Annotated in this window: 25 protein-coding genes and 1 pseudogene; 18 read left to right on the forward strand and 8 right to left on the reverse strand. The window is 35.5% G+C overall.

Going from position 1 to position 22,078, the window contains the following annotated elements:
* Positions 1-10 precede the first annotated feature (10 nt).
* Entirely contained in the window at positions 11-550 is a 540-nt protein-coding gene (locus tag ACODS7_RS00790) for an NUDIX domain-containing protein (protein ID WP_016080378.1), read from the forward strand.
* 24 nt (positions 551-574) lie between these two features.
* On the opposite strand, the gene ACODS7_RS00795 is transcribed toward ACODS7_RS00790, so the two are convergent.
* Entirely contained in the window at positions 575-1,126 is a 552-nt protein-coding gene (locus tag ACODS7_RS00795; RefSeq protein WP_000803479.1) for a GNAT family N-acetyltransferase, read from the reverse strand.
* A 155-nt stretch (positions 1,127-1,281) separates the two neighbouring features.
* Between ACODS7_RS00795 and spoIIM the strand changes: the two genes are divergently transcribed.
* The 9 genes from spoIIM to corA all read left to right on the forward strand — a co-directional run bounded on the left by spoIIM (position 1,282) and on the right by corA (position 9,290).
* Positions 1,282-1,899, forward strand: coding sequence for a stage II sporulation protein M (spoIIM, locus tag ACODS7_RS00800; RefSeq protein ID WP_224413400.1), 618 nt, complete (start codon positions 1,282-1,284; stop codon positions 1,897-1,899).
* A 106-nt stretch (positions 1,900-2,005) separates the two neighbouring features.
* A complete protein-coding gene (fur, locus tag ACODS7_RS00805; protein ID WP_000392657.1) occupies positions 2,006-2,461 on the forward strand; it encodes a ferric iron uptake transcriptional regulator in 456 nt (151 codons plus the stop codon).
* A gap of 103 nt (positions 2,462-2,564) precedes the next feature.
* Positions 2,565-2,795, forward strand: coding sequence for a YqzK family protein (locus ACODS7_RS00810; RefSeq protein WP_001250432.1), 231 nt, complete (start codon positions 2,565-2,567; stop codon positions 2,793-2,795).
* Between the two features lie 6 nt (positions 2,796-2,801).
* Positions 2,802-3,692, forward strand: coding sequence for a site-specific tyrosine recombinase XerD (gene xerD / locus ACODS7_RS00815; protein WP_000390088.1), 891 nt, complete (start codon positions 2,802-2,804; stop codon positions 3,690-3,692).
* A gap of 144 nt (positions 3,693-3,836) precedes the next feature.
* Positions 3,837-4,580, forward strand: a complete 744-nt coding sequence (locus ACODS7_RS00820; protein WP_029443251.1) for a FixH family protein — start codon at positions 3,837-3,839, stop codon at positions 4,578-4,580.
* Positions 4,581-4,935: 355 nt separating this feature from the next.
* A complete protein-coding gene (gene deoB / locus ACODS7_RS00825; protein ID WP_016080381.1) occupies positions 4,936-6,120 on the forward strand; it encodes a phosphopentomutase in 1,185 nt (394 codons plus the stop codon).
* 12 nt (positions 6,121-6,132) lie between these two features.
* Positions 6,133-6,954 (forward strand): purine-nucleoside phosphorylase, encoded by an 822-nt coding sequence (locus ACODS7_RS00830; protein ID WP_001078446.1) that lies wholly within the window; start codon positions 6,133-6,135, stop codon positions 6,952-6,954.
* A 7-nt stretch (positions 6,955-6,961) separates the two neighbouring features.
* Positions 6,962-8,266 (forward strand): pyrimidine-nucleoside phosphorylase, encoded by a 1,305-nt coding sequence (locus ACODS7_RS00835; protein ID WP_029443250.1) that lies wholly within the window; start codon positions 6,962-6,964, stop codon positions 8,264-8,266.
* Between the two features lie 61 nt (positions 8,267-8,327).
* The gene (corA, locus tag ACODS7_RS00840; protein WP_002026281.1) at positions 8,328-9,290 is read left to right on the forward strand and encodes a magnesium/cobalt transporter CorA; all 963 of its coding nucleotides are present in this window, start codon (positions 8,328-8,330) and stop codon (positions 9,288-9,290) included.
* 32 nt (positions 9,291-9,322) lie between these two features.
* On the opposite strand, the gene ACODS7_RS00845 is transcribed toward corA, so the two are convergent.
* Positions 9,323-10,612, reverse strand: coding sequence for an NCS2 family permease (locus ACODS7_RS00845; protein ID WP_000676248.1), 1,290 nt, complete (start codon positions 10,610-10,612; stop codon positions 9,323-9,325).
* A 134-nt stretch (positions 10,613-10,746) separates the two neighbouring features.
* Positions 10,747-11,418 carry an SIMPL domain-containing protein gene (locus tag ACODS7_RS00850; RefSeq protein WP_001161449.1) on the reverse strand — a complete coding sequence of 224 codons (672 nt, stop codon included), beginning with the start codon at positions 11,416-11,418 and terminating at the stop codon, positions 10,747-10,749.
* A 159-nt stretch (positions 11,419-11,577) separates the two neighbouring features.
* On the opposite strand from ACODS7_RS00850, the gene ACODS7_RS00855 reads away from it, so the two are divergent.
* Complete coding sequence (locus ACODS7_RS00855) at positions 11,578-11,997, forward strand: MarR family winged helix-turn-helix transcriptional regulator (RefSeq protein ID WP_001003307.1); 420 nt, start codon at positions 11,578-11,580, stop codon at positions 11,995-11,997.
* Between the two features lie 99 nt (positions 11,998-12,096).
* Positions 12,097-12,642 carry a hypothetical protein gene (locus ACODS7_RS00860; RefSeq protein WP_098015115.1) on the forward strand — a complete coding sequence of 182 codons (546 nt, stop codon included), beginning with the start codon at positions 12,097-12,099 and terminating at the stop codon, positions 12,640-12,642.
* A 19-nt stretch (positions 12,643-12,661) separates the two neighbouring features.
* Here the strand turns inward: ACODS7_RS00860 and ACODS7_RS00865 are convergent, their stop codons facing one another.
* From ACODS7_RS00865 to ACODS7_RS00885, 5 genes and pseudogenes are all read right to left on the reverse strand, one after another.
* On the reverse strand, positions 12,662-13,711 hold the full coding sequence (locus tag ACODS7_RS00865) for an ABC-2 transporter permease (RefSeq protein WP_016080385.1): 1,050 nt from the start codon (positions 13,709-13,711) through the stop codon (positions 12,662-12,664).
* 37 nt (positions 13,712-13,748) lie between these two features.
* Complete coding sequence (locus ACODS7_RS00870) at positions 13,749-14,813, reverse strand: ABC transporter permease subunit (protein ID WP_016080386.1); 1,065 nt, start codon at positions 14,811-14,813, stop codon at positions 13,749-13,751.
* A gap of 12 nt (positions 14,814-14,825) precedes the next feature.
* Positions 14,826-15,883, reverse strand: a pseudogene (locus ACODS7_RS00875) (ABC transporter permease subunit).
* Positions 15,873-16,754 carry an ABC transporter ATP-binding protein gene (locus ACODS7_RS00880; RefSeq protein WP_088114601.1) on the reverse strand — a complete coding sequence of 294 codons (882 nt, stop codon included), beginning with the start codon at positions 16,752-16,754 and terminating at the stop codon, positions 15,873-15,875. The pseudogene ACODS7_RS00875 and the gene ACODS7_RS00880 overlap by 11 nt, the downstream one beginning before the upstream one ends.
* Positions 16,720-17,139 carry a GntR family transcriptional regulator gene (locus ACODS7_RS00885; protein ID WP_000548027.1) on the reverse strand — a complete coding sequence of 140 codons (420 nt, stop codon included), beginning with the start codon at positions 17,137-17,139 and terminating at the stop codon, positions 16,720-16,722. Before ACODS7_RS00885 ends, ACODS7_RS00880 begins: the two co-directional genes overlap by 35 nt.
* A gap of 166 nt (positions 17,140-17,305) precedes the next feature.
* Here ACODS7_RS00885 and dacF point away from each other — a divergent pair, with 166 nt between their 5' ends.
* The 6 genes from dacF (at position 17,306) to ACODS7_RS00915 (ending at position 21,987) form a co-directional block, all read left to right on the forward strand.
* Complete coding sequence (gene dacF, locus ACODS7_RS00890; RefSeq protein ID WP_000831998.1) at positions 17,306-18,496, forward strand: serine-type D-Ala-D-Ala carboxypeptidase DacF; 1,191 nt, start codon at positions 17,306-17,308, stop codon at positions 18,494-18,496.
* 169 nt (positions 18,497-18,665) lie between these two features.
* Complete coding sequence (gene spoIIAA, locus ACODS7_RS00895) at positions 18,666-19,016, forward strand: anti-sigma F factor antagonist (protein ID WP_243168065.1); 351 nt, start codon at positions 18,666-18,668, stop codon at positions 19,014-19,016.
* On the forward strand, positions 19,017-19,457 hold the full coding sequence (spoIIAB, locus tag ACODS7_RS00900; protein ID WP_001243398.1) for an anti-sigma F factor: 441 nt from the start codon (positions 19,017-19,019) through the stop codon (positions 19,455-19,457). It begins immediately after the preceding gene.
* Between the two features lie 12 nt (positions 19,458-19,469).
* Positions 19,470-20,228, forward strand: coding sequence for an RNA polymerase sporulation sigma factor SigF (gene sigF / locus ACODS7_RS00905; protein ID WP_000350729.1), 759 nt, complete (start codon positions 19,470-19,472; stop codon positions 20,226-20,228).
* Between the two features lie 134 nt (positions 20,229-20,362).
* Positions 20,363-21,889 (forward strand): sodium-dependent transporter, encoded by a 1,527-nt coding sequence (locus ACODS7_RS00910; RefSeq protein WP_000450088.1) that lies wholly within the window; start codon positions 20,363-20,365, stop codon positions 21,887-21,889.
* A complete protein-coding gene (locus tag ACODS7_RS00915) occupies positions 21,889-21,987 on the forward strand; it encodes a methionine/alanine import family NSS transporter small subunit (RefSeq protein WP_000016826.1) in 99 nt (32 codons plus the stop codon). The genes ACODS7_RS00910 and ACODS7_RS00915 overlap by 1 nt, the downstream gene beginning before the upstream one ends.
* Positions 21,988-22,078 lie beyond the last annotated feature (91 nt).

A 22,078-nucleotide genomic window follows, 5' to 3' on the forward strand; every position in this document is an offset into this window, starting at 1 on the left:
ATGAAGTAGTATGAGTAATCTTACAGAGAGAACAGTAAAAACTGAGCCGATTTTTGATGGTAGAGTTATAAAAGTTCGTGTTGATGATGTAGTATTACCAAATGGAGAAATGAGTAAACGTGAAATTGTAAATCACCCTGGTGCAGTTGCGATTATTGCTATTACGGATGAGGGGAAAATTGTGCTTGTTGAGCAGTATCGTAAAGCGCTTGAAAAGGCAATTATAGAAATTCCAGCCGGCAAGTTAGAACCCGGTGAAAAACCAGAGGTGACAGCAGTTCGTGAATTAGAAGAGGAAACAGGATATGTATGTGAAAATATGGAGCTCATTACTTCTTTCTATACATCTCCAGGATTCGCAGATGAAATTTTATATGTATATAAGGCGACAGGTTTGACAAAAAAAGAAAATAAAGCTGAGTTAGATGAAGATGAGTTTGTGGAATTGATGGAAGTATCATTAGAAGAAGCGATTACTCTTATGAAAGATCTTCGTATTCATGATGCGAAGACGATGTTTGCAGTACAATATTTACAATTACAAAAATAAACACTCGCCAAAGGCGAGTGTTTTTTAATTGATTTTTGCATATACACGTGCATCACGTAAGCTACCATCTGGTGCTAGGAAATCATTTTCCATTGTACCTTCTAGAATGAATTCTAGACGTTCTGCTAAGCTACATGCATTTATATTTGTTGCATCAGTACGAATTTCAATCCTTCTAGCGCCTAGTTTATCAAAGGCGAACTGAATTGCACCTTTAACAGCTTCGGTCATATAGCCTTGTTTTGTATAGGCACTATGTAGCCAGAAGTGAAGTGAAAACTTTGGAATATCCCAGTTTTCAGGCTTTAGTGTAATTGCTCCGATGAATGTACCAGATACTTTATCGTATAAGTGAAAATCAAGTGTTTCACGAAGTAAAAACTGTCCGTGAGCTTCGCGAACAATTTCTTCAGCACTCTCTTCTGTTTCAGCGTTAATTGGTATCCACGGTACTAAGTCTTCTAGAGAAGCTTGGATTGCTTCATATACTTCTGCACCATCACCTGGAAATGGTTTACGAACTTGCAAGCGTTCAGTTTGAAATAATGTTGGAAAATCTAATAATAATGGTTTCAAGAGAAATCCCTCCTATTCTCTACTTTTTAGTTTAGCAAAGTAGAGCGGAATTTCAATGTTAATTCGTCATACTTTTTTCTTTCTTTCATACATTTTTAATAAGAGTGTGAACGGAGGGAAGAAAAATGTGGCGAAAAAATTGGCAAGACCGTGTAATGTCTCACATACAGGAAAACTCTTCATTATATATATTTAATGCTGTTTTATTATTGATGGGAGTAATATTCGGAGCCATTCTTGTGAATAGTTTACAAATCAATCAAAAACAAGATTTATCATTTTATTTACAACGTTTTTTTGGACAAGTCTCTAAAGGAGAATTTGCCATTGCGGGCGAAATGTTTCGAGAAAGTTACTTTTCGCAATTAAAATACATCGGATTTATTTGGATTTTAGGGATTTCAATTGTTGGATTACCACTTATTTTTATTTTATTATTTGTAAAAGGAGTTGTTGTTGGATTTACAGTTGGTTTTTTAGTAAGTCAGCATGGATGGAATGGACTATTATTAGCATTTGTATCTGTTTTGCCACAAAATTTAATTATCATTCCAGTCTTTCTCGTTATGACAACCATTGCTGCAAGTTTTTCTTTACGGATGATTAGGCATCAATTTATTAGAAAAATAACCGAGCCACTGTTACCATTATTAATCCGGTATACATGCTTCTTTCTTGTAATTGGAGTGGTGTTAGCACTTGCTTCTAGTGTGGAGGCTTACGCATCACCAGTTTTAATGAAAGAAGTTGTTGAGGCTATTAATAAAAAATAAATACTTTTTGAGAATAATTATCAATTTGTTTTTATTGTTTTTCTTTTGACAGAAGCCCTTCTTCTGATATAATGGTGTAAGAGTGGCGAGGAGGGAGTAGTACCGAATGGAAGAAAGAATTGAACGAATTAAGAAGCAATTACATGCAGCGAGCTACAAATTAACACCGCAACGTGAAGCAACAGTTCGTGTGCTGCTAGAAAATGAAGAAGATCATTTAAGCGCAGAAGATGTTTACCTCCTTGTAAAAGAAAAGTCGCCAGAGATCGGATTAGCAACCGTCTACCGAACTTTAGAACTATTATCTGAGTTAAAAGTTGTCGATAAGATTAACTTTGGAGACGGTGTTTCACGCTATGACTTACGCCAAGAAGGTGCGCAGCGTTTCCACCATCATTTGATTTGTACACAATGTGGTGCTGTACAAGAAATACAAGAAGATTTACTTGGTGAAGTGGAAAGGAAAGTAGAGCGAGACTGGAGCTTTAAGGTGAAAGATCATCGTTTAACATTCCATGGGATTTGTAAAAACTGTCAAGAAAATGAAACGGATGAAAAATAACCTTTTCCTATTTATCTAGGAAGAGGTTTTTTATTTGAATAAGGTATAAATTGATGAAAGCTTGGCATATGTTGTAATAACTTATATTTTGGAGGAATTTACAATGCGCCGAGCTTTAAAATTAACTTTTGATGGAATAAAAGTATTTTTATTATTTACAAGTTGTACGATTTTGTTTTATTTCGCTATACTATGGATAAATGAAGAATATGAAAGCTATCATCGTTATGAAAAACCTAAAGAAGAGACTGTAGAAAAAGTATCAGGGAATGAAGAACCGGCAAAGGATGCTTTCGTAAATAGAATGATGTTTTTCTATGAAAATGGGGAGTAGTGTAGAGTGGAAGATCAATTAAAAGATTTTATTCATTATATGGTTGTCGAAAAAGGATTAGCAAAGAATACAGTAGTATCTTATGAACGGGATTTAAAAAGCTACGTAAAGTATTTGCAAAATGTGGAACAGACGAAAACTTTTCATGAAGTGACCCGTTTACACATTGTTAACTTTTTGCAGTATTTAAAAGAAAACGGAAAATCTTCGAAAACATTGGCGCGTCATATTGCATCAATTCGTTCGTTCCACCAATTTTTACTTCGTGAACGAGCGGTAGAACACGACCCATCCGTACATATTGAAACGCCGCAAGGGGAACGGAAATTGCCAAAAGTATTATCAGTTGATGAAGTAGAGGCGTTACTTCAAACACCAAAAATGACAAGTGCTTTTGGGATTCGTGACAAGGCGATGCTAGAGTTACTTTATGCAACAGGACTTCGTGTTTCAGAATTGATTGCACTCAATTTAGAAGATGTACATTTAACGATGGGATTTGTTCGTTGTATAGGGAAAGGGAATAAAGAAAGAATTATTCCACTAGGAAGTTTAGCAACGGAAGCGATTCAAAAGTATATTGAAAAAGGAAGAAGAGAATTAATGGGGAAAAAAGTAGTAGATGCACTCTTTTTAAACCATCATGGTAATCGATTATCAAGACAAGGATTTTGGAAAATATTAAAACGATTAGCGAAAGAAGCAAATATTGAAAAAGAGCTTACACCTCATACGTTGCGTCATTCGTTTGCTACGCACTTATTAGAAAATGGAGCAGATTTACGTGCTGTACAAGAAATGCTTGGACATGCAGATATTTCAACGACGCAAATCTATACGCACGTTTCAAAAACTAGATTAAAAGATGTATATAAACAGTTTCATCCAAGAGCATAGTTACTATGCTCTTTTTTTCATAGATTAAGAGAGGAAGACCGTTTCACAGAAACTTCACAAACATTTCGTATATTGTTTTCAGCAGAAGACTGGAATATTACAATGTATTTCCTCTATACTAAATAAAGTATAAAGGAGGAAATGATGATGAAAAAACTGATTATAACTTTATTTATCGCGATGCTAGCGTTGGCTGGCTGTAATACAAACAAAGAAGAACCGAAAAAAGAAAAGAAACTTGAAAGTGTAAACGTAGCAATTCAAACGAATCCGAAAGAAATTAAACCTGGTGAAAAAACAGAAGTACAAGCACTTGTTACACAAGGAAAAGAAAGAGTAACCGATGCCGATGATGTAAAGTTTGAAATTTGGAAAGATGGCGACGAGAAGCACGAGATGTTAGATGGTAAGCATAAAGGAAAAGGTGTTTATGCAGTAGAGAAAACATTTGAAACTGACGGAGTATATCATATTATTCCTCATACAAATGCACGTGATATGCACGTTATGCCAGAACATAAAGTTGCTGTAGGAAATGCGAAAGTAGAAGATGCGAAAAAAGAAAATAGTGACCACAGTGCAGGACATGGAGATCATAAAAGTGACACAATGATCCATCTTATGGCTGGAGACATAAAGGCAAATGCTGAATCTACAATGAAAGTTCATTTAAAGCAAAAAGAAGAAGCATTAACTGGTGCTGAAGTACAACTAGAGATTTGGAAAGATGGTGTTGAAAAACACGAATTTATTCCAGCGAAAGAAGGAAATAAAGGAGAGTATGAAACGAAACATACTTTCAAAGAGAACGGCTCTTACAAAGTGAAAGTGCATGTAAGAAAAGGCGAATTGCATGAACATAAAGAAGAAACGATAGAAGTAAAATAAAAAGTAGCTCTTTAGAGCTACTTTTTATTTTTGTTATGAAGAAATAAATCATAAAATAATTAGCACTTCGTTGCAGAATGGATTACAATAGAAGTGTGAAGAAAATGAGAAATTCTACGAAAATGTATTAAAAAGAAAGCGTAAACATGTTATGATATCAGTATCAGATGTCTGACATCTGACTTAGAAAAAACTAGAAATGTTTTTGAGTCGTTTCAAGTAAAACGAAATAGGTTAGAGAATGGTTTAAAGAAGTACTGTTTGACAATGAGAATTCTTATGGATAACAGTTTCACTTTATAGCGTTTTGAACATACTACAAGAAGTAGAACTGAACTTATAGGAGGTCGCAGTTATGAATAAATATAAACGTATATTCCTAGTCGTAATGGACTCTGTGGGAATCGGTGAAGCACCAGATGCTGAGCAATTTGGTGATTTAGGATCTGACACAATTGGTCACATTGCTGAACATATGAATGGTTTACAAATGCCTAACATGGTGAAATTAGGTCTTGGTAACATTCGTGAAATGAAAGGTATCTCTAAAGTAGAGAAACCACTTGGATATTACACAAAAATGCAAGAGAAATCTACTGGTAAAGATACAATGACAGGTCACTGGGAAATCATGGGTCTTTACATTGATACACCATTCCAAGTGTTCCCGGAAGGATTCCCGAAAGAATTACTTGATGAATTAGAAGAAAAAACAGGCCGTAAAATTATCGGTAATAAGCCAGCTTCTGGAACTGAGATTCTTGATGAACTTGGTCAAGAGCAAATGGAAACAGGTTCTTTAATCGTTTATACTTCTGCTGATAGCGTATTGCAAATTGCAGCACACGAAGAAGTAGTGCCACTTGATGAGTTATATAAAATCTGTAAAATTGCACGTGAATTAACATTAGATGAGAAGTACATGGTAGGTCGTGTTATTGCTCGTCCATTCGTTGGTAAACCTGGAAACTTTACACGTACACCAAACCGTCATGACTATGCATTAAAACCATTCGGCCGTACAGTAATGAATGAATTAAAAGATAGTGACTACGATGTAATTGCTATCGGTAAAATCTCTGATATTTATGATGGCGAAGGGGTAACGGAATCACTTCGTACGAAGTCTAACATGGATGGAATGGATAAGCTTGTAGATACATTAAATATGGACTTTACAGGTCTTAGTTTCTTAAACTTAGTTGACTTTGATGCATTATTCGGCCACCGCCGTGATCCACAAGGATACGGAGAAGCTCTGCAAGAATATGATGCACGTCTTCCAGAAGTATTCGCAAAACTAAAAGAAGATGATCTATTATTAATTACAGCAGACCACGGTAATGATCCAATTCACCCTGGTACTGACCATACACGTGAATATGTACCATTATTAGCATATAGCCCAAGCATGAAAGAAGGCGGACAAGAGTTACCACTTCGTCAAACATTTGCTGATATTGGTGCAACAGTAGCAGAAAACTTCGGTGTGAAAATGCCAGAATACGGAACAAGCTTCTTAAACGAGCTAAAGAAATAGGGGGATAAACAAATGAATCGTGAACTTATTACAAAATCAGCTTCATACTTAAAAGAGAAATTTCAAGAGACACCACAAGTAGGACTAATCCTTGGATCAGGACTAGGTGTATTAGCAGATGAAATTGAGAACGCAGTAACAGTACCTTACAGTGAAATCCCTGAATTCCCAGTATCAACTGTAGAAGGCCATGCAGGTCAACTAGTATTTGGTACACTTCAAGGTGTAACAGTAGTAGCAATGCAAGGACGTTTCCACTTCTATGAAGGATACGACATGCAAAAAGTAACATTCCCAGTTCGTGTTATGAAAGAACTAGGTGTAGAAACAGTAGTTGTAACAAACGCAGCTGGTGGTGTAAATACATCATTTGAGCCAGGCGATCTTATGTTAATTTCAGACCACATTAACTTCATGGGTACGAATCCATTAATCGGACCGAATGATTCTGAAATGGGCGTACGTTTCCCTGATATGTCTACATCATATACAGTAGAACTTCGCGAAATGGCGAAACAAGTTGCAGCAGACTTAAATATTAAAGTACAAGAAGGTGTATACGTAGGAATGACAGGTCCTGTATATGAAACACCTGCTGAAATTCGTATGCTTCGTACACTTGGCGGAGATGCAGTTGGTATGTCAACAGTACCTGAAGTAATTGTAGCGCGTCACGCTGGTATGAAAGTATTAGGTATTTCTTGTATTTCAAATATGGCAGCTGGTATTTTAGATCAGCCACTTCACCACGATGAAGTAATTGAAACGACAGAACGTGTTAAAGCTAACTTCTTAGCATTAGTAAAAGCAATCGTAAAACAAATGAAGGGGTGACTTCACAATGAGAATGGTGGACCTAATTGCAAAAAAACGTGACGGACATGCATTAACGACAGAAGAAATTAACTTTATTGTTGAAGGATATACAAATGGTGATATTCCTGATTATCAAGTAAGTTCACTTGCAATGGCAATTTTCTTCCAAGATATGAACGATCAAGAGCGTGCTGATTTAACGATGGCAATGGTAAATAGCGGTGATACAATCGACTTATCAGCTATTGAAGGTGTAAAAGTAGATAAGCATTCGACAGGTGGTGTTGGTGATACAACGACACTTGTATTAGGTCCATTAGTAGCTGCTTTAGGTGTACCAGTAGCGAAAATGTCTGGACGCGGTTTAGGACATACTGGTGGTACAATTGATAAATTAGAAGCAGTTCCAGGATTCCATGTGGAAATTGAAAACGATGAATTCATGCGTCTTGTAAATGAAAATAAAATCGCTGTTATCGGCCAAAGTGGTAACTTAACACCTGCTGATAAAAAGTTATATGCACTTCGTGATGTAACAGCAACAGTAAACTCAATTCCGCTTATTGCAAGTTCGATTATGAGTAAAAAAATTGCTGCTGGTGCAGATGCAATTGTTCTTGATGTAAAAACTGGAGCAGGTGCATTTATGAAAACGGATGAAGATGCAAAACGTTTAGCAGAAGCAATGGTACGCATCGGTAATAACGTTGGTCGTAATACGATGGCAGTTATTTCTGATATGAGTCAACCACTCGGTGAAGCTATCGGTAACGCATTAGAAGTACAAGAAGCAATTGATACATTACAAGGTAAAGGGCCGAAAGATTTAGAAGAGCTATGTTTAACACTTGGAAGTCAAATGGTGTACCTTGCTGGACAAGCTTCATCTTTAGAAGATGCACGTAAAAAGCTAATTGAAGTAATGAACAACGGAAAAGCGCTAGAATCATTTAAAACGTTCTTATCAGCGCAAGGCGGCGACGCATCTGTTGTTGATGACCCTTCTAAATTGCCACAAGCACAATTTAAAATTGAAGTGGAAGCGAAAGAAGACGGATATGTATCAGAAATCGTTGCAGACGAAATCGGAACAGCAGCAATGCTTTTAGGAGCAGGACGTGCAACGAAAGAGTCTGAAATTGATTTAGCAGTTGGTCTAATGCTGCGCAAAAAAGTAGGCGATGGCGTGAAGCAAGGTGAATCCCTTGTTACAATTTACGCAAACCGCGAAAATGTTGAAGATGTAAAAGCGAAAATTTATGAGAACATGAAGATCTCTAAAGAACACGTAGATGCACCAACTTTAGTACACGGTATCGTAACGAAGTAATAAAAAAAAGCTGAGGAGATTTCTCCTTGGCTTTTTTTACTATTTTTTGTTTATAATAATAATGGGTGAAATTATGATTAGAATTTGTGCAGTAACAAAAACAGATGAAGTATTATATGATGTTTCTCTAGAAGAAACAAAGAAAGACCATATTGTATGGTATTGGCTAGATTTATATAAGCCAACGAAAGAAGAGTATACATATATTCTGCAAGACCATTTTAAGTTCCATCCCCTTGCAATTGAAGACTGTCTAGAATATGTACAGAGGCCAAAAGTTGATTTTTATGATGGATATAACTTTTTAGTTCTTCACGCGTTTGGAGAAGATGGGCTAGAACCACATGAAATTGATTTGTTTGTTAGTGATCGCTATATTGTTTCTTTCCATTTTTCTCATAATAATGCAATTGAAAGAGTATGGAAAACACTTGGTGAGAAGAGGCGGATTAAGAAAGGGCCTTTACATGTAGCACATACGATCACTGATCAAATTGTAGATGATTATTTCGCACCTGTATATTACATTGAAGATCATTTAAATGCGATCGATGATAATTTAACAGGTGAGACAGCAGGAGCCGTGCTAGAAGAAGTATTTGATATTAGGGCAGATTTATCTAAGTTAAGACGTACAATTATTCCAATGCGTGATTTATTGTATCGTATTTTGAATTCCACTCGTTTTTACGGTATAAGTGATCATGAGATTTATTTTAAAGATATACATGATCATTTACTTAAACTTACGGAAATGATTGAGGCAAGTCGAGAGTTAACGGCGGATATTCGGGATAGTTATTTTTCATTAAACTCACATCATATGAATAACATTATGAAAACATTAACTGTATTCTCGACTATTTTCATGCCATTAACATTTATTGCGGGAGTATATGGAATGAACTTTACGCATATGCCAGAGCTTGGTGGACAATATAGTTATTTTATTTGTCTTCTTCTAATGGCATTAATTGGCGGCGGAATGATGGCCTGGTTTTATAAAAAAGGATGGTTTAAGTAAAAAAACACCGAGGATTTCCCCGGTGTTTTTTCTTAACCAATAGCATGTAATACAAACATAGCTAAGAATAAGCATGTAATGATATACATAGATGGTGCGACTTCTTTACGCTTTCCAAGAGCAACTTTTAAGATAGGGTAAGCAATAAATCCGAACGCAATGCCATCAGCGATACTATATGTGAGCGGGATCATGACGATAATTAAGAACGCTGGAAATCCTTCTGAAAAATCGTTCAGAGGAATTTGCTGAATGCTTGTAATCATCAGGCCGCCAATAATAATTAAGATTGGTGCAATGGCACTATCAGGAATTAGTTTGACAAACGGAAGTGCAAACAATGATGCAAAGAATAACAACCCCGTAACGATAGACGTCAGACCTGTCTTTCCGCCTGCAGTAATACCTGCGGCACTCTCTACTGTTGATACGGTAGGGCTTGTGCCAAATAGACCACATGTCATTGCTGAAATTGCATTGGCTTGGTAAGCACGTGGGAATTTACGGTCATCTTCTAATAAACCGTGCAGAAGTCCCATGTTCTCAAAAATAAGCACCATGCTTAAGGAGAATGTTGCAATCCAAAACGGTAAGGAAGAAAGTTTGCCAAATGACATAGCTCCAAACACATCGCCGTAATTAGCGAATGAGAATGAACTATTTCCGATTTGACTTGTATCAACAAGGCCAAATAGCCATGCAATACCAGTTCCTATTGCAATCGTCCATAAAAAGTTTCCACGTACGTTACGAATAAATAGTACAAGTGCAACGATAAGAGTAAGCACGGTCGCAAGAACGACAGGGTTACTTAATTTACCCATTGCAACAGCAGTATTTGGGTTCGAAACGACTAAACCACCTTTTTGCAATCCGATAAACGCTAAAAATAATCCGATGCCGACAGTAATTGCTTCTTTTAATGACTTTGGAATTGATACTGATAGCACGCGAGCGATTGGTGTAAAAGCGGCAATTGCAAAAATAATACCAGAGATAAAGACAGCAGCCAATGCTTCTTGCCAAGTTAGTCCAAGCGTATGCACAGCTGTGTACGTGAAGAATGCATTTACACCCATACCAGGGACAAGAATAGCAGGTGCATTTGCCCAAAATGCCATGAGTAGACATCCGACAAATGAGCTGAAAACAGTTGCTAAAATTCCAGCTTCAAGAGGAATGCCAGCATCGGATAAAATTGACGCATTTACAATCATAATATATACGATCGTGAAAAATGACGTAACTCCAGCTAAAACTTCTTGTTTTGGTGATGTTTCGTGTAAACCTAATTTAAATGTTCTTTCAAGTATTCCTTTCATGTTAAACCTTCTTTTTCATATCCCTCTCCCACCCGTGATATCTCTTTCGTAAGAGCTCACCGTCCTTTATTATATCAGAACATCATGTTTTTACAACAAGGAAAATGATAACGTTTACTTATAAATGAAATTATTTATAAATACGTAAAAATTGCCCGTATTGTTGAAATAATTTCTAACTCTCCCGATTGAATGGGCGGGGCTGCTTGCGCATGTAAAGTAGCATAAGACGTAACCTCCCTTGGTAATTGGGCAGATTCTTCAACGAATGAGAGGGGAACGGGATTAATATTTAAATTATATGTACTCGCAATAGCACGAGCTTTTTCTACTGCCTGGTGCAGAGCTTGAATGAGAGCTTGCTCATAATATTTATTTGGATGAGATACTCGGAAACGTAAACCTTTTGCTACATTTGCGCCATTTGAAACGGCTATATCATATACTTCCCCAGCTTTTTGTACATTTAAAACGGTAATTTCATACAAATGCTCTACACGGTATCCTTGCAGCAATGCTTTATCATTTACATATTCGTATTGAGGAGTAATTGTATAAGAAATCGTCTCTATATCTTTATCGGCAATACCAAGCTGTTTAAGTGCATCCAGCAATTGTTTGGATTGCACTGCATTTTCTTCTTGAGCCTGTTTTACATTTTTATCATCTGTTCGAATGCCGAGTGTTAATATAACAACATTCGGTTTTGCTTTTACAACACCTTCTCCTTGTACAGTAATAGTAGCTTCTTTACCAGTATTAGCAGTGCGTACGTTGTGTAAATAAGGATTCATTCCACCCTGCATTTTCCATCACCATCCTTTTTATATGTATATGTGTGAACAAAAAAGAAATTTATATGAAAAAAGTTACATAAATGAGAATGTTGAGGAAAGAAAGCATATACAACATAGGTATTTATAGATTATAATATGTGTAAATATGATAAAAAAGGGACGAGGCTATTGAACGAAAAAAGAGAAACGCTGATTTTAGATTTATCTGCATCATTTCGAAAAATGATACGTTTATTACAAAATGATATTAATACACGTTTTGCAGAACATATGCCATATAATGAATTTTCTGTATTACGTGCGTTATTTTTAAACAGTCCACAGATGGCTTCGCAAATTGCGAGTGAAGTAAACGTAACCTCCAGTCATATTACAGCTGTTACAGATCGTCTCGTACGAAAAGGATTAGTAGAAAGAAAACGTTCTAATTCAGATCGTCGAATCGTGTACTTAGAAATTACAGAGCACGGAAGAGAAGTAACTGAAAAACTTGAAGCTGTGCGTAAAGAATATTATAAAGAGAGATTTAAAGGTTGGAGCGACCAAGAAATAGAAATGGTCTTAGAACTATTTGGCCGCGTATTATAATAAATGAGGATAGGAAGCGAAAGCACTCCTATCCTTTTTCTTTTGAATAAAAATATTTTGAAACTCCGATACTTTAATTAAAAGATCGGAGGAAAGATTATGAAATATATTGCTGCACTTACCATTTTATTTGGTAGTTTTTTCTGTTTTCAAACATTCACGTACGCAGATACGCCTATCCAAGTGGTGCGAAAAGAAGTGAAGTACATTGAAACTGATAATACAGTTTTATATTCGAAATTATGGGTTCGTTCTATGCAAAACGCAGTGTTATTCCACCATAGCGATAATATTCGTAATCGGGACACATTACGTAATGTAACAAGTTCATCGCTTGTTAAAGCGAAGCAACTATCTTTTCAGAAAGCAGCACTTTATATACCGAGACTATCGCAATACGTATCAAAAATAGGGAAAGAAAACATTCAAGTGTACTACATTGCGATTCACTATAATGTGAAAAAAGAAAATGCATATCAATTAGATGGCATGAACTATTTTCTACAAGTATTCGTAAAAGAGCGTGGGGAATGGAAAATTGCCGAAAGTGTAGTTGCACCGACAGAGCAAATTGTGCAAAATGGTGATGGATTTGGGATGAAAGAAGAGATGGTGTATGGGGATAGGAGAGAGAATGTAAAATAACCTCCTCTTTAAGAGGAGGTTATTTCGTAGGAAGTAAAAATTTTTTATTTATCAAATAGTGAAGTATTATATAGCTAAATAGTCCTATTATTATGAACCCAGCGTAATAACTTAATAGCGGATCACTTTTCCCACCTGTTATCCGGCCTCCTAATAGAGCAAAACATATTGTAACACATGGTATAAATAAACCATTTAGTTTAGTGAATAATAATATTTTACCGTTATTTTCATTTGGGGTCCGATTATATAAAAATACTCCTAATGGTAAAAGGATGAGAATATATAGAATCGGAGTGATAAGCTTCCAGATAGGCTGAAATTGATGGTGCTCCTTAACCGATTCTTTTAAATTATTTATGTCTACTTCCTTTATTTTTGGATTAAATGCATAAGATATATAAGTATTATTAGTAGGTACAAAAACTTCAACGTTCTCTATATATGATGTATAATTCACTTTCTTAAGGAAAAATTCAGTTGTAGATACATTTGTGTGAATCCAAGCAAAATGAAACAGTAACATGCCTATTCCAGATGGTAATATAATGAAAATTAAGCTTAATATACTATGCGAAATGACATTTCCAGCAATTGTTCCGATAAAGATAGCTATTGTAAAAATTGCCATCCATGTAATGGTAACATAACATAATAATGTACCCATTGGCCCAAAAGATTGGTGTTGGTTAAAAAGATTAATTTTTAGGATGAAATACAATAAGACGGCATTAATACCTATTATGAATATAATTGCGGTTGTCCCAAACAGCCACTTAGAAAGAAAAAGCTCTTTTCTTGTGAATGGCATTGCAAATAACAGATAGTCTGTTTGATTATGTCTTTCCCAACTGATTAATGAACAGGCAAGTAATATGAAGATTGGAATGAAGGGGATAATAAGAGTATCCCCATTTAAACTATAAAAGAAATAGCCATCTTCGTTTGGTTGAACCTGTAAATCCCTAAAATAGTTAATAGGTAAAAACCAAAAACTACTACAAGCAAAGAGTAAAAGAATGTACTTACTTTGCTTGTAATGATGGATCCATAAAGCTTTATGAAACATGTAATCCCTCCAGTACAAAATTGTGATAATGATGAGTTTATTTAGCGTTCCAAGAGAACTTCCATTTCAATAGTTTGGATAGAAGAAAATAGCTCATTGTGCTTGCGCCAAAAAATCCAATGTAAAAATTAAGTAATGATTTATCTCCCCTTAAGACTAAACCAGCAACGATTCCTATAAAGAAAACAACAAGGCCTATAACTATTTTTTGTAACTTCGGATAAAGTAAGAAGCTACCGTTTCGCTCATTGACTGAACGAACATATAAATACATACCCAAGGGTAATAAAATAATGGTATGTATAATAGGCGCGATCAATAATTTTGCTGAAGGGATTTTTGTAAAGTTTGGTTCGTTATGACGCACTCCATCAGGATCGGTATAGGCACTTTGTGGATTATAATCAAATCTAATACGAAAATCTTCTGCTGGACCAGAAATACGGATGTTTTCCAAAAAACGGTGCATAATTCCATTGTTTTCATGAAAATCTATATTTGAGTGAATAGCCATGACTCCTGAGATAAGAGATGGAAGTAACAATGGGAACATGAATATAGCTGCAGTGAGAAGTCCCTGCGAGATAATATTTCCAGTGATTGTTCCTATACATAAGGCAAGTGTATAAATAGCAATTAATACAATTAACAGATATATATAATAAGAATGGAATGGAGAAAATACTTGGTATTTATTATGAACAGTCATATTTTTCATAATAGCAAATAGCCCCCAGTTTATACTGACAACTGCTACAATGTTACAAATGCCAAACAACCATTTTGTCATAAAAAGATGTGAACGTTTAAAAGGCATAGACCAAAGAAAATCAATGGAACTACTTTGTCTTTCCCAACCGATCAAAGTGCAGGCGAGAATAATAAGTGCACCACCTTGAAACATGACAGGATCCATAAGTGATAAATCAAAATGGTAATAATATACATGGTTTTCTTCTTTCGGCATGTTTAGAAGGTGTTGTTGTTGAATTGATGTCATATAATATTTGCATGATAAATTGTAGAAGCTGATGAACCAAAATAACCAGACCATATATTTACTTTGTTGATAAGTCCTTAGCCATAATGCTTTTTGAAACATAGGATCTCTCCTTTAAAAGGCTTTATAATTTGTAAGGCGTTTTAGTAAGAAATAAGCGATGATTCCAGCAAAACACATACCGGTATACTGATTAAATAAGAAATTAAATAGAGGTAATCTATAGCTACCTAGTAATGCAAAATAAATTGTCGCTATCCATATCCATATTCGTAAATGCTTTAGTGAAATAAATATCTTTTGACTGTTTTCTAGTGGTGACCGCGTATATAAATATGTGCCAATTAATAAATAGAAAATTGTATAAAAAATAGGAACTAGCATTGATTTAGCCGAATAATAACTATGGAACTCTGGTCCTTTTAGAAGCGATGAATCGGGTGCTTCCGTATCTTTTTCCTGATTATAGTAGTAATTAATAGAAAAGTAATTTATCGGTGCAGCGATATTTGTTTTTCTATTAATTCCGATAGGCTTACATATAAGTTTCGGTCTTTTTGATATGTAATATCTAGAGAATTAATTGTGAAATTGTATAGTAATGAAATAAATGTAAGACCCATTAGTAACCAAGGAATACAAAAAACGACTTGTGAAACGATTCCTCCAGTAAAAGTACCGATACATAAAGCAGCTGTATATACAGCGACATATGAAACGATTGCATACAGAAAGTATCGATGAAATGGTCCAAATGATTGATAATCAAAATGAATTGTAGTTCTATAAATAAAATACATAAAAAACCAATTTAAAAGAAATGAGCATACAATACAGAACGAACCAAAAACCCATTTAGATAAGAAAATATCTTTTCGCTTAAAAGGCATTCCCATAAGTAAAGTAATAGATTGATTGCTACGTTCCCATCCCAATAATAGACATGCTAAAGAAATAATAAGAATAGTTAACCAAAGGCTATTATCATTTGACCAAAATGTGTAACTATAATCGAATCTTCCTTTTTCTTTTAAGGTATAATACTTAGCTAGTTGTAGTTGAGCATCTCTATAGTATTTGAAGGATAAATAATAAAGTGTACTAAAGAAAAACATTAAAGCAGCATATTTCCCGCGCTTCCAATTCCACATCCACAACGCTTTATGAAACATACCCATCCTCCTCCAGTGTCGTAACAAAGACATCTTCAAGTGACATTGTTAATTCTTCAATGAGTATAGGTTGCTCTTTATAAAACTTTTCCAGTGTTGTAGCTACATTTCCCTCAATTAAGATTGTATATACTTTTCCTGTTTGATTTAATATTTTAATATTGCTTAAGTTTTCTAGTTTTTGAGGTAATGATCGTTCATAAGCAACTTGGATTTTAGCAAATTGTGATTTTGCATCGTCTAGCGATGTAATAGAAGATACAGTATGTCCTTTTAACATAATGATTGTATCTGCAATTTGTTCAACTTCATCTAAATGATGGGTAGATATGAAAATGGTAATCTCTTTTTCTGCAACTTCTCCAACGAGAAACTGTAAAATCTGTCTTTTAACGATAGGATCAAGTCCATTTGTCGGTTCATCTAAAATAATATATTCTGCCTGTGCAGCAACAGCTAAAATGATGGCAAGCAGTGCCTTCATTCCTTTTGAATAATTACGAATTCGTTTGTTTGGTAAGTTAAAACGTTCTAGTAGTTCGTAGAAATATGGTTCATCAAATGCGGTATAAACTGCTTTATAAAACTTCACGATTTCTTTTACTGTATAACCGTTCAGGATGTTAGTAGAATCCGGAACATATACGATTTTTTGTTTCGTTTCAGGATTTTTATGAATGTCGATATCCTCATATGTAACAGTTCCCTCATCTGGGTCTAAAATGCCGACTATCGTTCGTAATAAAGTTGTTTTCCCCGCACCATTTCTTCCAAGTAATCCGACGATACTAGCTCTTTGTAATGTGAAAGAAACATCGTCTAAAATTGTTTGATTATCAATTGTTTTCTTCAAGCTTGTCACTTTCAACATCCGTATTCCCTCCAATCTCTTTATAGTATGAATCTATCCAATCATGAATTTTATCTTTCGTAATACCAAGATAAGAGGCTTCTAATAGTAATTGATGAAATTGCTTTTCAACCATAGCGATTTTCCTTTCGTCTAATGTTGGGGTAATCGATTGGGATACAAATGTTCCTTTTCCTCGTAACGTTTCAATAATTCCTTGTCGCTCTAACTCTTGATACGCTTTACTCACTGTATTTGGATTTATAACGAGTAAAGAAGCGAGCTCGCGTACAGAAGGAAGTTTATCACTTGGAGCCAACATGTTTTTCAATACGAGTTCTTTTATATTTTGAACAATTTGTTCCCATATCGGAGTGTTGCTTCTTGGGTCAAGTTGAATATGCAAGAGCAATGTCTCCTTCCTCATATGTATTAAGTGTACTACTGTGTGTAATACACTTAATACAATATAGGGGACGAATGTATTTGTCAACTGAAAATAATAGAAAAAATTGGTATTAAAAAAAGGTAAATTGGAAAAAATAGGTCTGATATAGAATGGAGGGTTAGTCATGAAGCGAGTTTTTGGAATACTTGTTTGTTTCATGTTATTGCTTTCTGGAACTTCAGTGAGTTTTGCGCAATCTGAGAAAACGAAGCAGGAGAAAACAGAAGAAACAACGCCGAAGTTAGCGGAACAAGCGTCGTCAGCAATCGTAATTGAGCAAGATACAGGTAAAGTTTTATTTGATAAAAACCCAAATGAAAAATTACCACCTGCTAGTATGACAAAGATTATGACAATGCTTTTAATTATGGAACAAGTTGAAAAAGGAAAACTAAAACTGACCGATAAAGTTAGAGCGAGCGAACATGCAGCTTCAATGGGTGGATCGCAAATCTTTTTAGAACCTGGGGAAGAGATGACTGTAAATGAGATGTTAAAGGGTATTGCAATTGCATCTGGAAATGACGCATCTGTTGCAGTAGCCGAGCATATCGCAGGTTCAGAAGAAGGATTTGTAAATATGATGAACAAAAAGGCGAAAGATTTAGGGCTGAAAAATACACATTTTCAAAACCCAACAGGTCTTCCAGCCAAAGACCATTATTCGACAGCAAATGATATGGCTATAATGGCGAGAGAATTGATGAAGTATCCACTTATTCGTAAATACACAGGTAAGTACGAAGATTATTTACGTGAAGATACGGATAAAAAGTTTTGGCTCGTTAATACGAATAAGCTAGTACGTTTTTATCCTGGCGTAGATGGAGTAAAAACAGGTTTTACGACAGAAGCGAAATATTGCTTAACAGCATCGGCTGAAAAAAATGGTATGCGTGTCATTTCAGTTGTCATGGGAGCACCAACATCAAAAGAACGGAACAACCAAGTGACAAAGCTTCTTGACTATGCATTTGGACAATATATGACAAAGAAATTGTATACGCGCGGCGAAAAAATTAAGACAGTTCAAGTAGGAAAAGGGAAAAAAGAAAAAGTAGATTTAGTTGCGTCAGATAATGTTTCTCTTCTTATGAAGAAGGGCGAGAATATGGACAAGGTAAAACAAGAAGTAATTGCTGAAAAGAAAGTAAAAGCACCGATTAAAAAAGGTGACGCGCTTGGCACCCTTGTTATTAAAAAAGATAAAGATGTTTTATTAAAACAAACAATTGTAGCAAAAGAAGATGTTGCTGCAGCGAGCTGGTGGGAGTTATTTAAAAGAAGTTTTGGGATGTTTTCAACATCAAAATAGCGGCAAATATTTTGCCGCTTTTCTATTCGTATGTAAGTGAATAATGCTGAAAGGTTTCACTTTATGACGAAATAGTTCTTCTTTTGTCAGCAGGAAGGATTCTTATTTTGTATCACGAAAATCTTTATGTATGTGAATAAGTAAAGTTTGAGCATAAGGAGGAAATCGTGTGAGTCTTTCCATGCAATTAGAAGTAAAACGTAACGTCCTATGTGTGAGACTAGAGGGTGAATTAGATCATCATACGGCTGAAGAGTTGCGAACGAAAGTAACAGATATGATTGAGACACATGGTGTTCATCATATTGTTTTGAGCCTAGAGAACTTATCGTTTATGGATAGTTCTGGTCTAGGTGTTATATTAGGCCGATATAAACACGTAAAGGGATTAGGTGGAGAAATGGTTGTTTGTGCAATTTCACCCCCTGTTAAGCGTTTATTTGAAATGTCGGGCTTATTCAAAATCGTTCGCTTAGAAGAAAGTGAAGCGCACGCGCTCGCGACGTTGGGGGTGGCATAGATGAGAAATGAAATGAACCTTCAATTTTCAGCATTAAGTCAAAATGAATCATTCGCTCGCGTTACAGTGGCGGCTTTCATTGCACAACTAGATCCAACGATGGAAGAATTAACGGAGATTAAAACAGTTGTGTCAGAAGCGGTTACAAATGCAATTATTCATGGATACGAAGGAAATGCAGAAGGTATTGTTTATATTTCTGTAATTTTGGAAGAAGCAATGGTGAAACTCACGATTCGAGATGAAGGGATTGGAATCTTTAACTTAGATGAAGCGAGACAACCCCTTTTTACAACTAAACCTGAATTAGAGCGTTCCGGAATGGGATTTACTATCATGGAAAATTTTATGGATGAAGTAGAAGTTATTTCAAACGAATCTTTCGGGACAACAATCCATTTGACAAAATACTTATCAAATAGTAACGCTCTATGCAATTAAGGAGAATAGCCTATGGACATAGAGGTCAAAAATGAGAAGAAGAAACCTCAGTTAAAGGACCACGAGCTAAAAGCGTTAATTCAAAAAAGTCAAGATGGAGATCAACAAGCGAGAGATACAATCGTTCAAAGTAATATGCGCCTCGTTTGGTCGGTTGTACAGCGGTTTCTTAATCGAGGATACGAACCAGACGACCTATTTCAAATTGGATGTATTGGGCTCTTGAAATCGGTAGATAAATTTGATTTATCTTTCGACGTGAAATTTTCAACATATGCAGTTCCAATGATTATTGGTGAAATACAACGTTTCTTACGTGATGATGGATCAGTGAAAGTTAGTAGGTCTTTAAAAGAAACAGGAAACAAAATTCGAAAGATGAGAGATGAGCTTTCGAAAGAGTTCGGAAGGGCTCCAACGATTAATGAAGTGGCAGAGGCACTAGAACTAACGCCAGAGGAAGTTGTTCTAGCACAAGAAGCGAGCCGGGCACCTTCATCTATACATGAAACTGTATATGAAAACGATGGAGATCCAATCACTATTTTAGATCAAATTGCAGATCAATCTGAAACGAAATGGTTCGATAAAATTGCTTTAAAAGAAGCGATTAGAGAACTAGATGAACGAGAGCGCTTAATTGTATACTTGCGTTACTATAAAGATCAAACACAGTCAGAAGTAGCAGAGCGCATAGGCATTTCGCAAGTACAAGTTTCAAGACTTGAAAAGAAAATATTAAAACAGATGAAAGATCGAATAGACGAATAATTGTCTATTCGATTTTTTTATGCCGTTAATAGGAGAGAGATGTTAATTTTCGTAAAATTAACAGAATTTATTGATAATTTAGTCAATTTAAAATATAATCCAAGTATGAACTTGTCATAAAGGGGGAAGGAAACATGGAAACGAGGCAACAATGGGGAACGAGAGCTGGATTTATTTTCGCAGCGGTCGGATCTGCCGTTGGATTAGGAAACATATGGCGTTTTCCTTATACAGCGTATGAAAATGGAGGAGGAGCATTCTTTTTACCGTACTTATTTGCATTATTAACGACTGGTATTTCATTGTTAGCGTTTGAGTTTGCCCTTGGTCATCGTCATCGTGGCTCAGCACCACTTACATTTTTCCGTATTAGCCCGCGTGCCGAATTTATTGGATGGTGGCAAATGTGCGTAACATTTATCGTTTCAACATATTATGCAGTGATTATTGCTTGGTCTATATCGTATACATACTTTGCAATTACTGGAGCATGGGGAAAAGACACGCAATCATTTTTATTTAAAGAGTACTTACATGTTGCAGATAAGCCAGGACAATTTGGAGGACTTGTACCAGAAGTATTAATTCCGTTAGCTCTCGTTTGGATTATTGTGCTGGGCGTTGCATTTAAAGGAGTTAAAAAAGGAATCGAAGTTGTTAACCGTATATTTATTCCTTTATTAGTTGTTATGTTCCTTATTATCGTTGTTCGTGCAGTGACGATGGAAGGTGCTATGCAAGGACTAGATGCATTCTTTAAACCAGATTGGAGTCGTATTTTTGATGGGAAAGTATGGCTTGCTGCTTATGGTCAAATATTCTTTAGTTTATCTTTAGCATTTGGAATTATGATTACGTATTCTAGTTATTTACCGAAAAACTCGGATACAACAAATAATGCCTTTATTACTGGATTTGCAAACTCAGGATTTGAATTATTAGCAGGTATTGGGGTCTTTGCAGCTCTTGGATTTATGGCAAATAATATGGGAGTACCGGTTGATAAAGTAGCAAGTGCTGGCGTTGGGCTTGCGTTCGTAGTATTTCCACAAATTATTAATGAATTGCCGATGTCACCGTTGTTTGGTGTTTTATTTTTCTTATCGTTAACGGTTGCTGGAATTACATCACTTATTTCACTCGCGGAAGTATGCTTTGCCGCTGTATCTGAAAAATTCAGTTTAAGTCGGGAAAAAACTATTGGAATTATGGGAACCCTTCTCGTGTTAGTTTCTCTTGTTTTTGCAACACGTGGTGGACTTATGTTCTTAGATGTTGTCGACTATTTCGCTAATAATTTCGGATTAATTACAATTGCACTTGCGGAAGTAGTTACGATAGGGCTCATTTTACGTCGCTTACCAGTTTATCAAAATCATGCAAACTTTGTATCTGATATTAAATTAGGAACGTTTTGGAGAGTGAGTTTACTCGTTATTACTCCGCTTATGTTAGGGTATATGCTAATTGATGGTACAATCCAAAATATTAAAAAGAACTACGGAGATTATCCGACTGAGTTTGTTGTAACGTATGGTTGGTCGATAGCAGCAGCATTCCTCATAGTTGCAATAATCATTGGCCTAAAAAAATGGGATGCACAAATTCATTCGGATTCTGCTAAGCTTGAAAAAGAATGGAAAGATCGAGGTGTTTCATAATGAGTGGATCAGCTATTATGATGATGGTTATTGGAATAGTAGTCATTTGGGGAGGGCTTGCATTAAGTATTGCAAACTTATTTAAGAAAAAGGCATAAGTAAAAAACATCTGTACCAAAATGGTGCAGATGTTTTTTTATGAAAAAATTGTATTAGAAAAAAATTCAATAACCATACTACAACTACGAG

This window comes from Bacillus sp. FG16, from assembly GCF_057809515.1.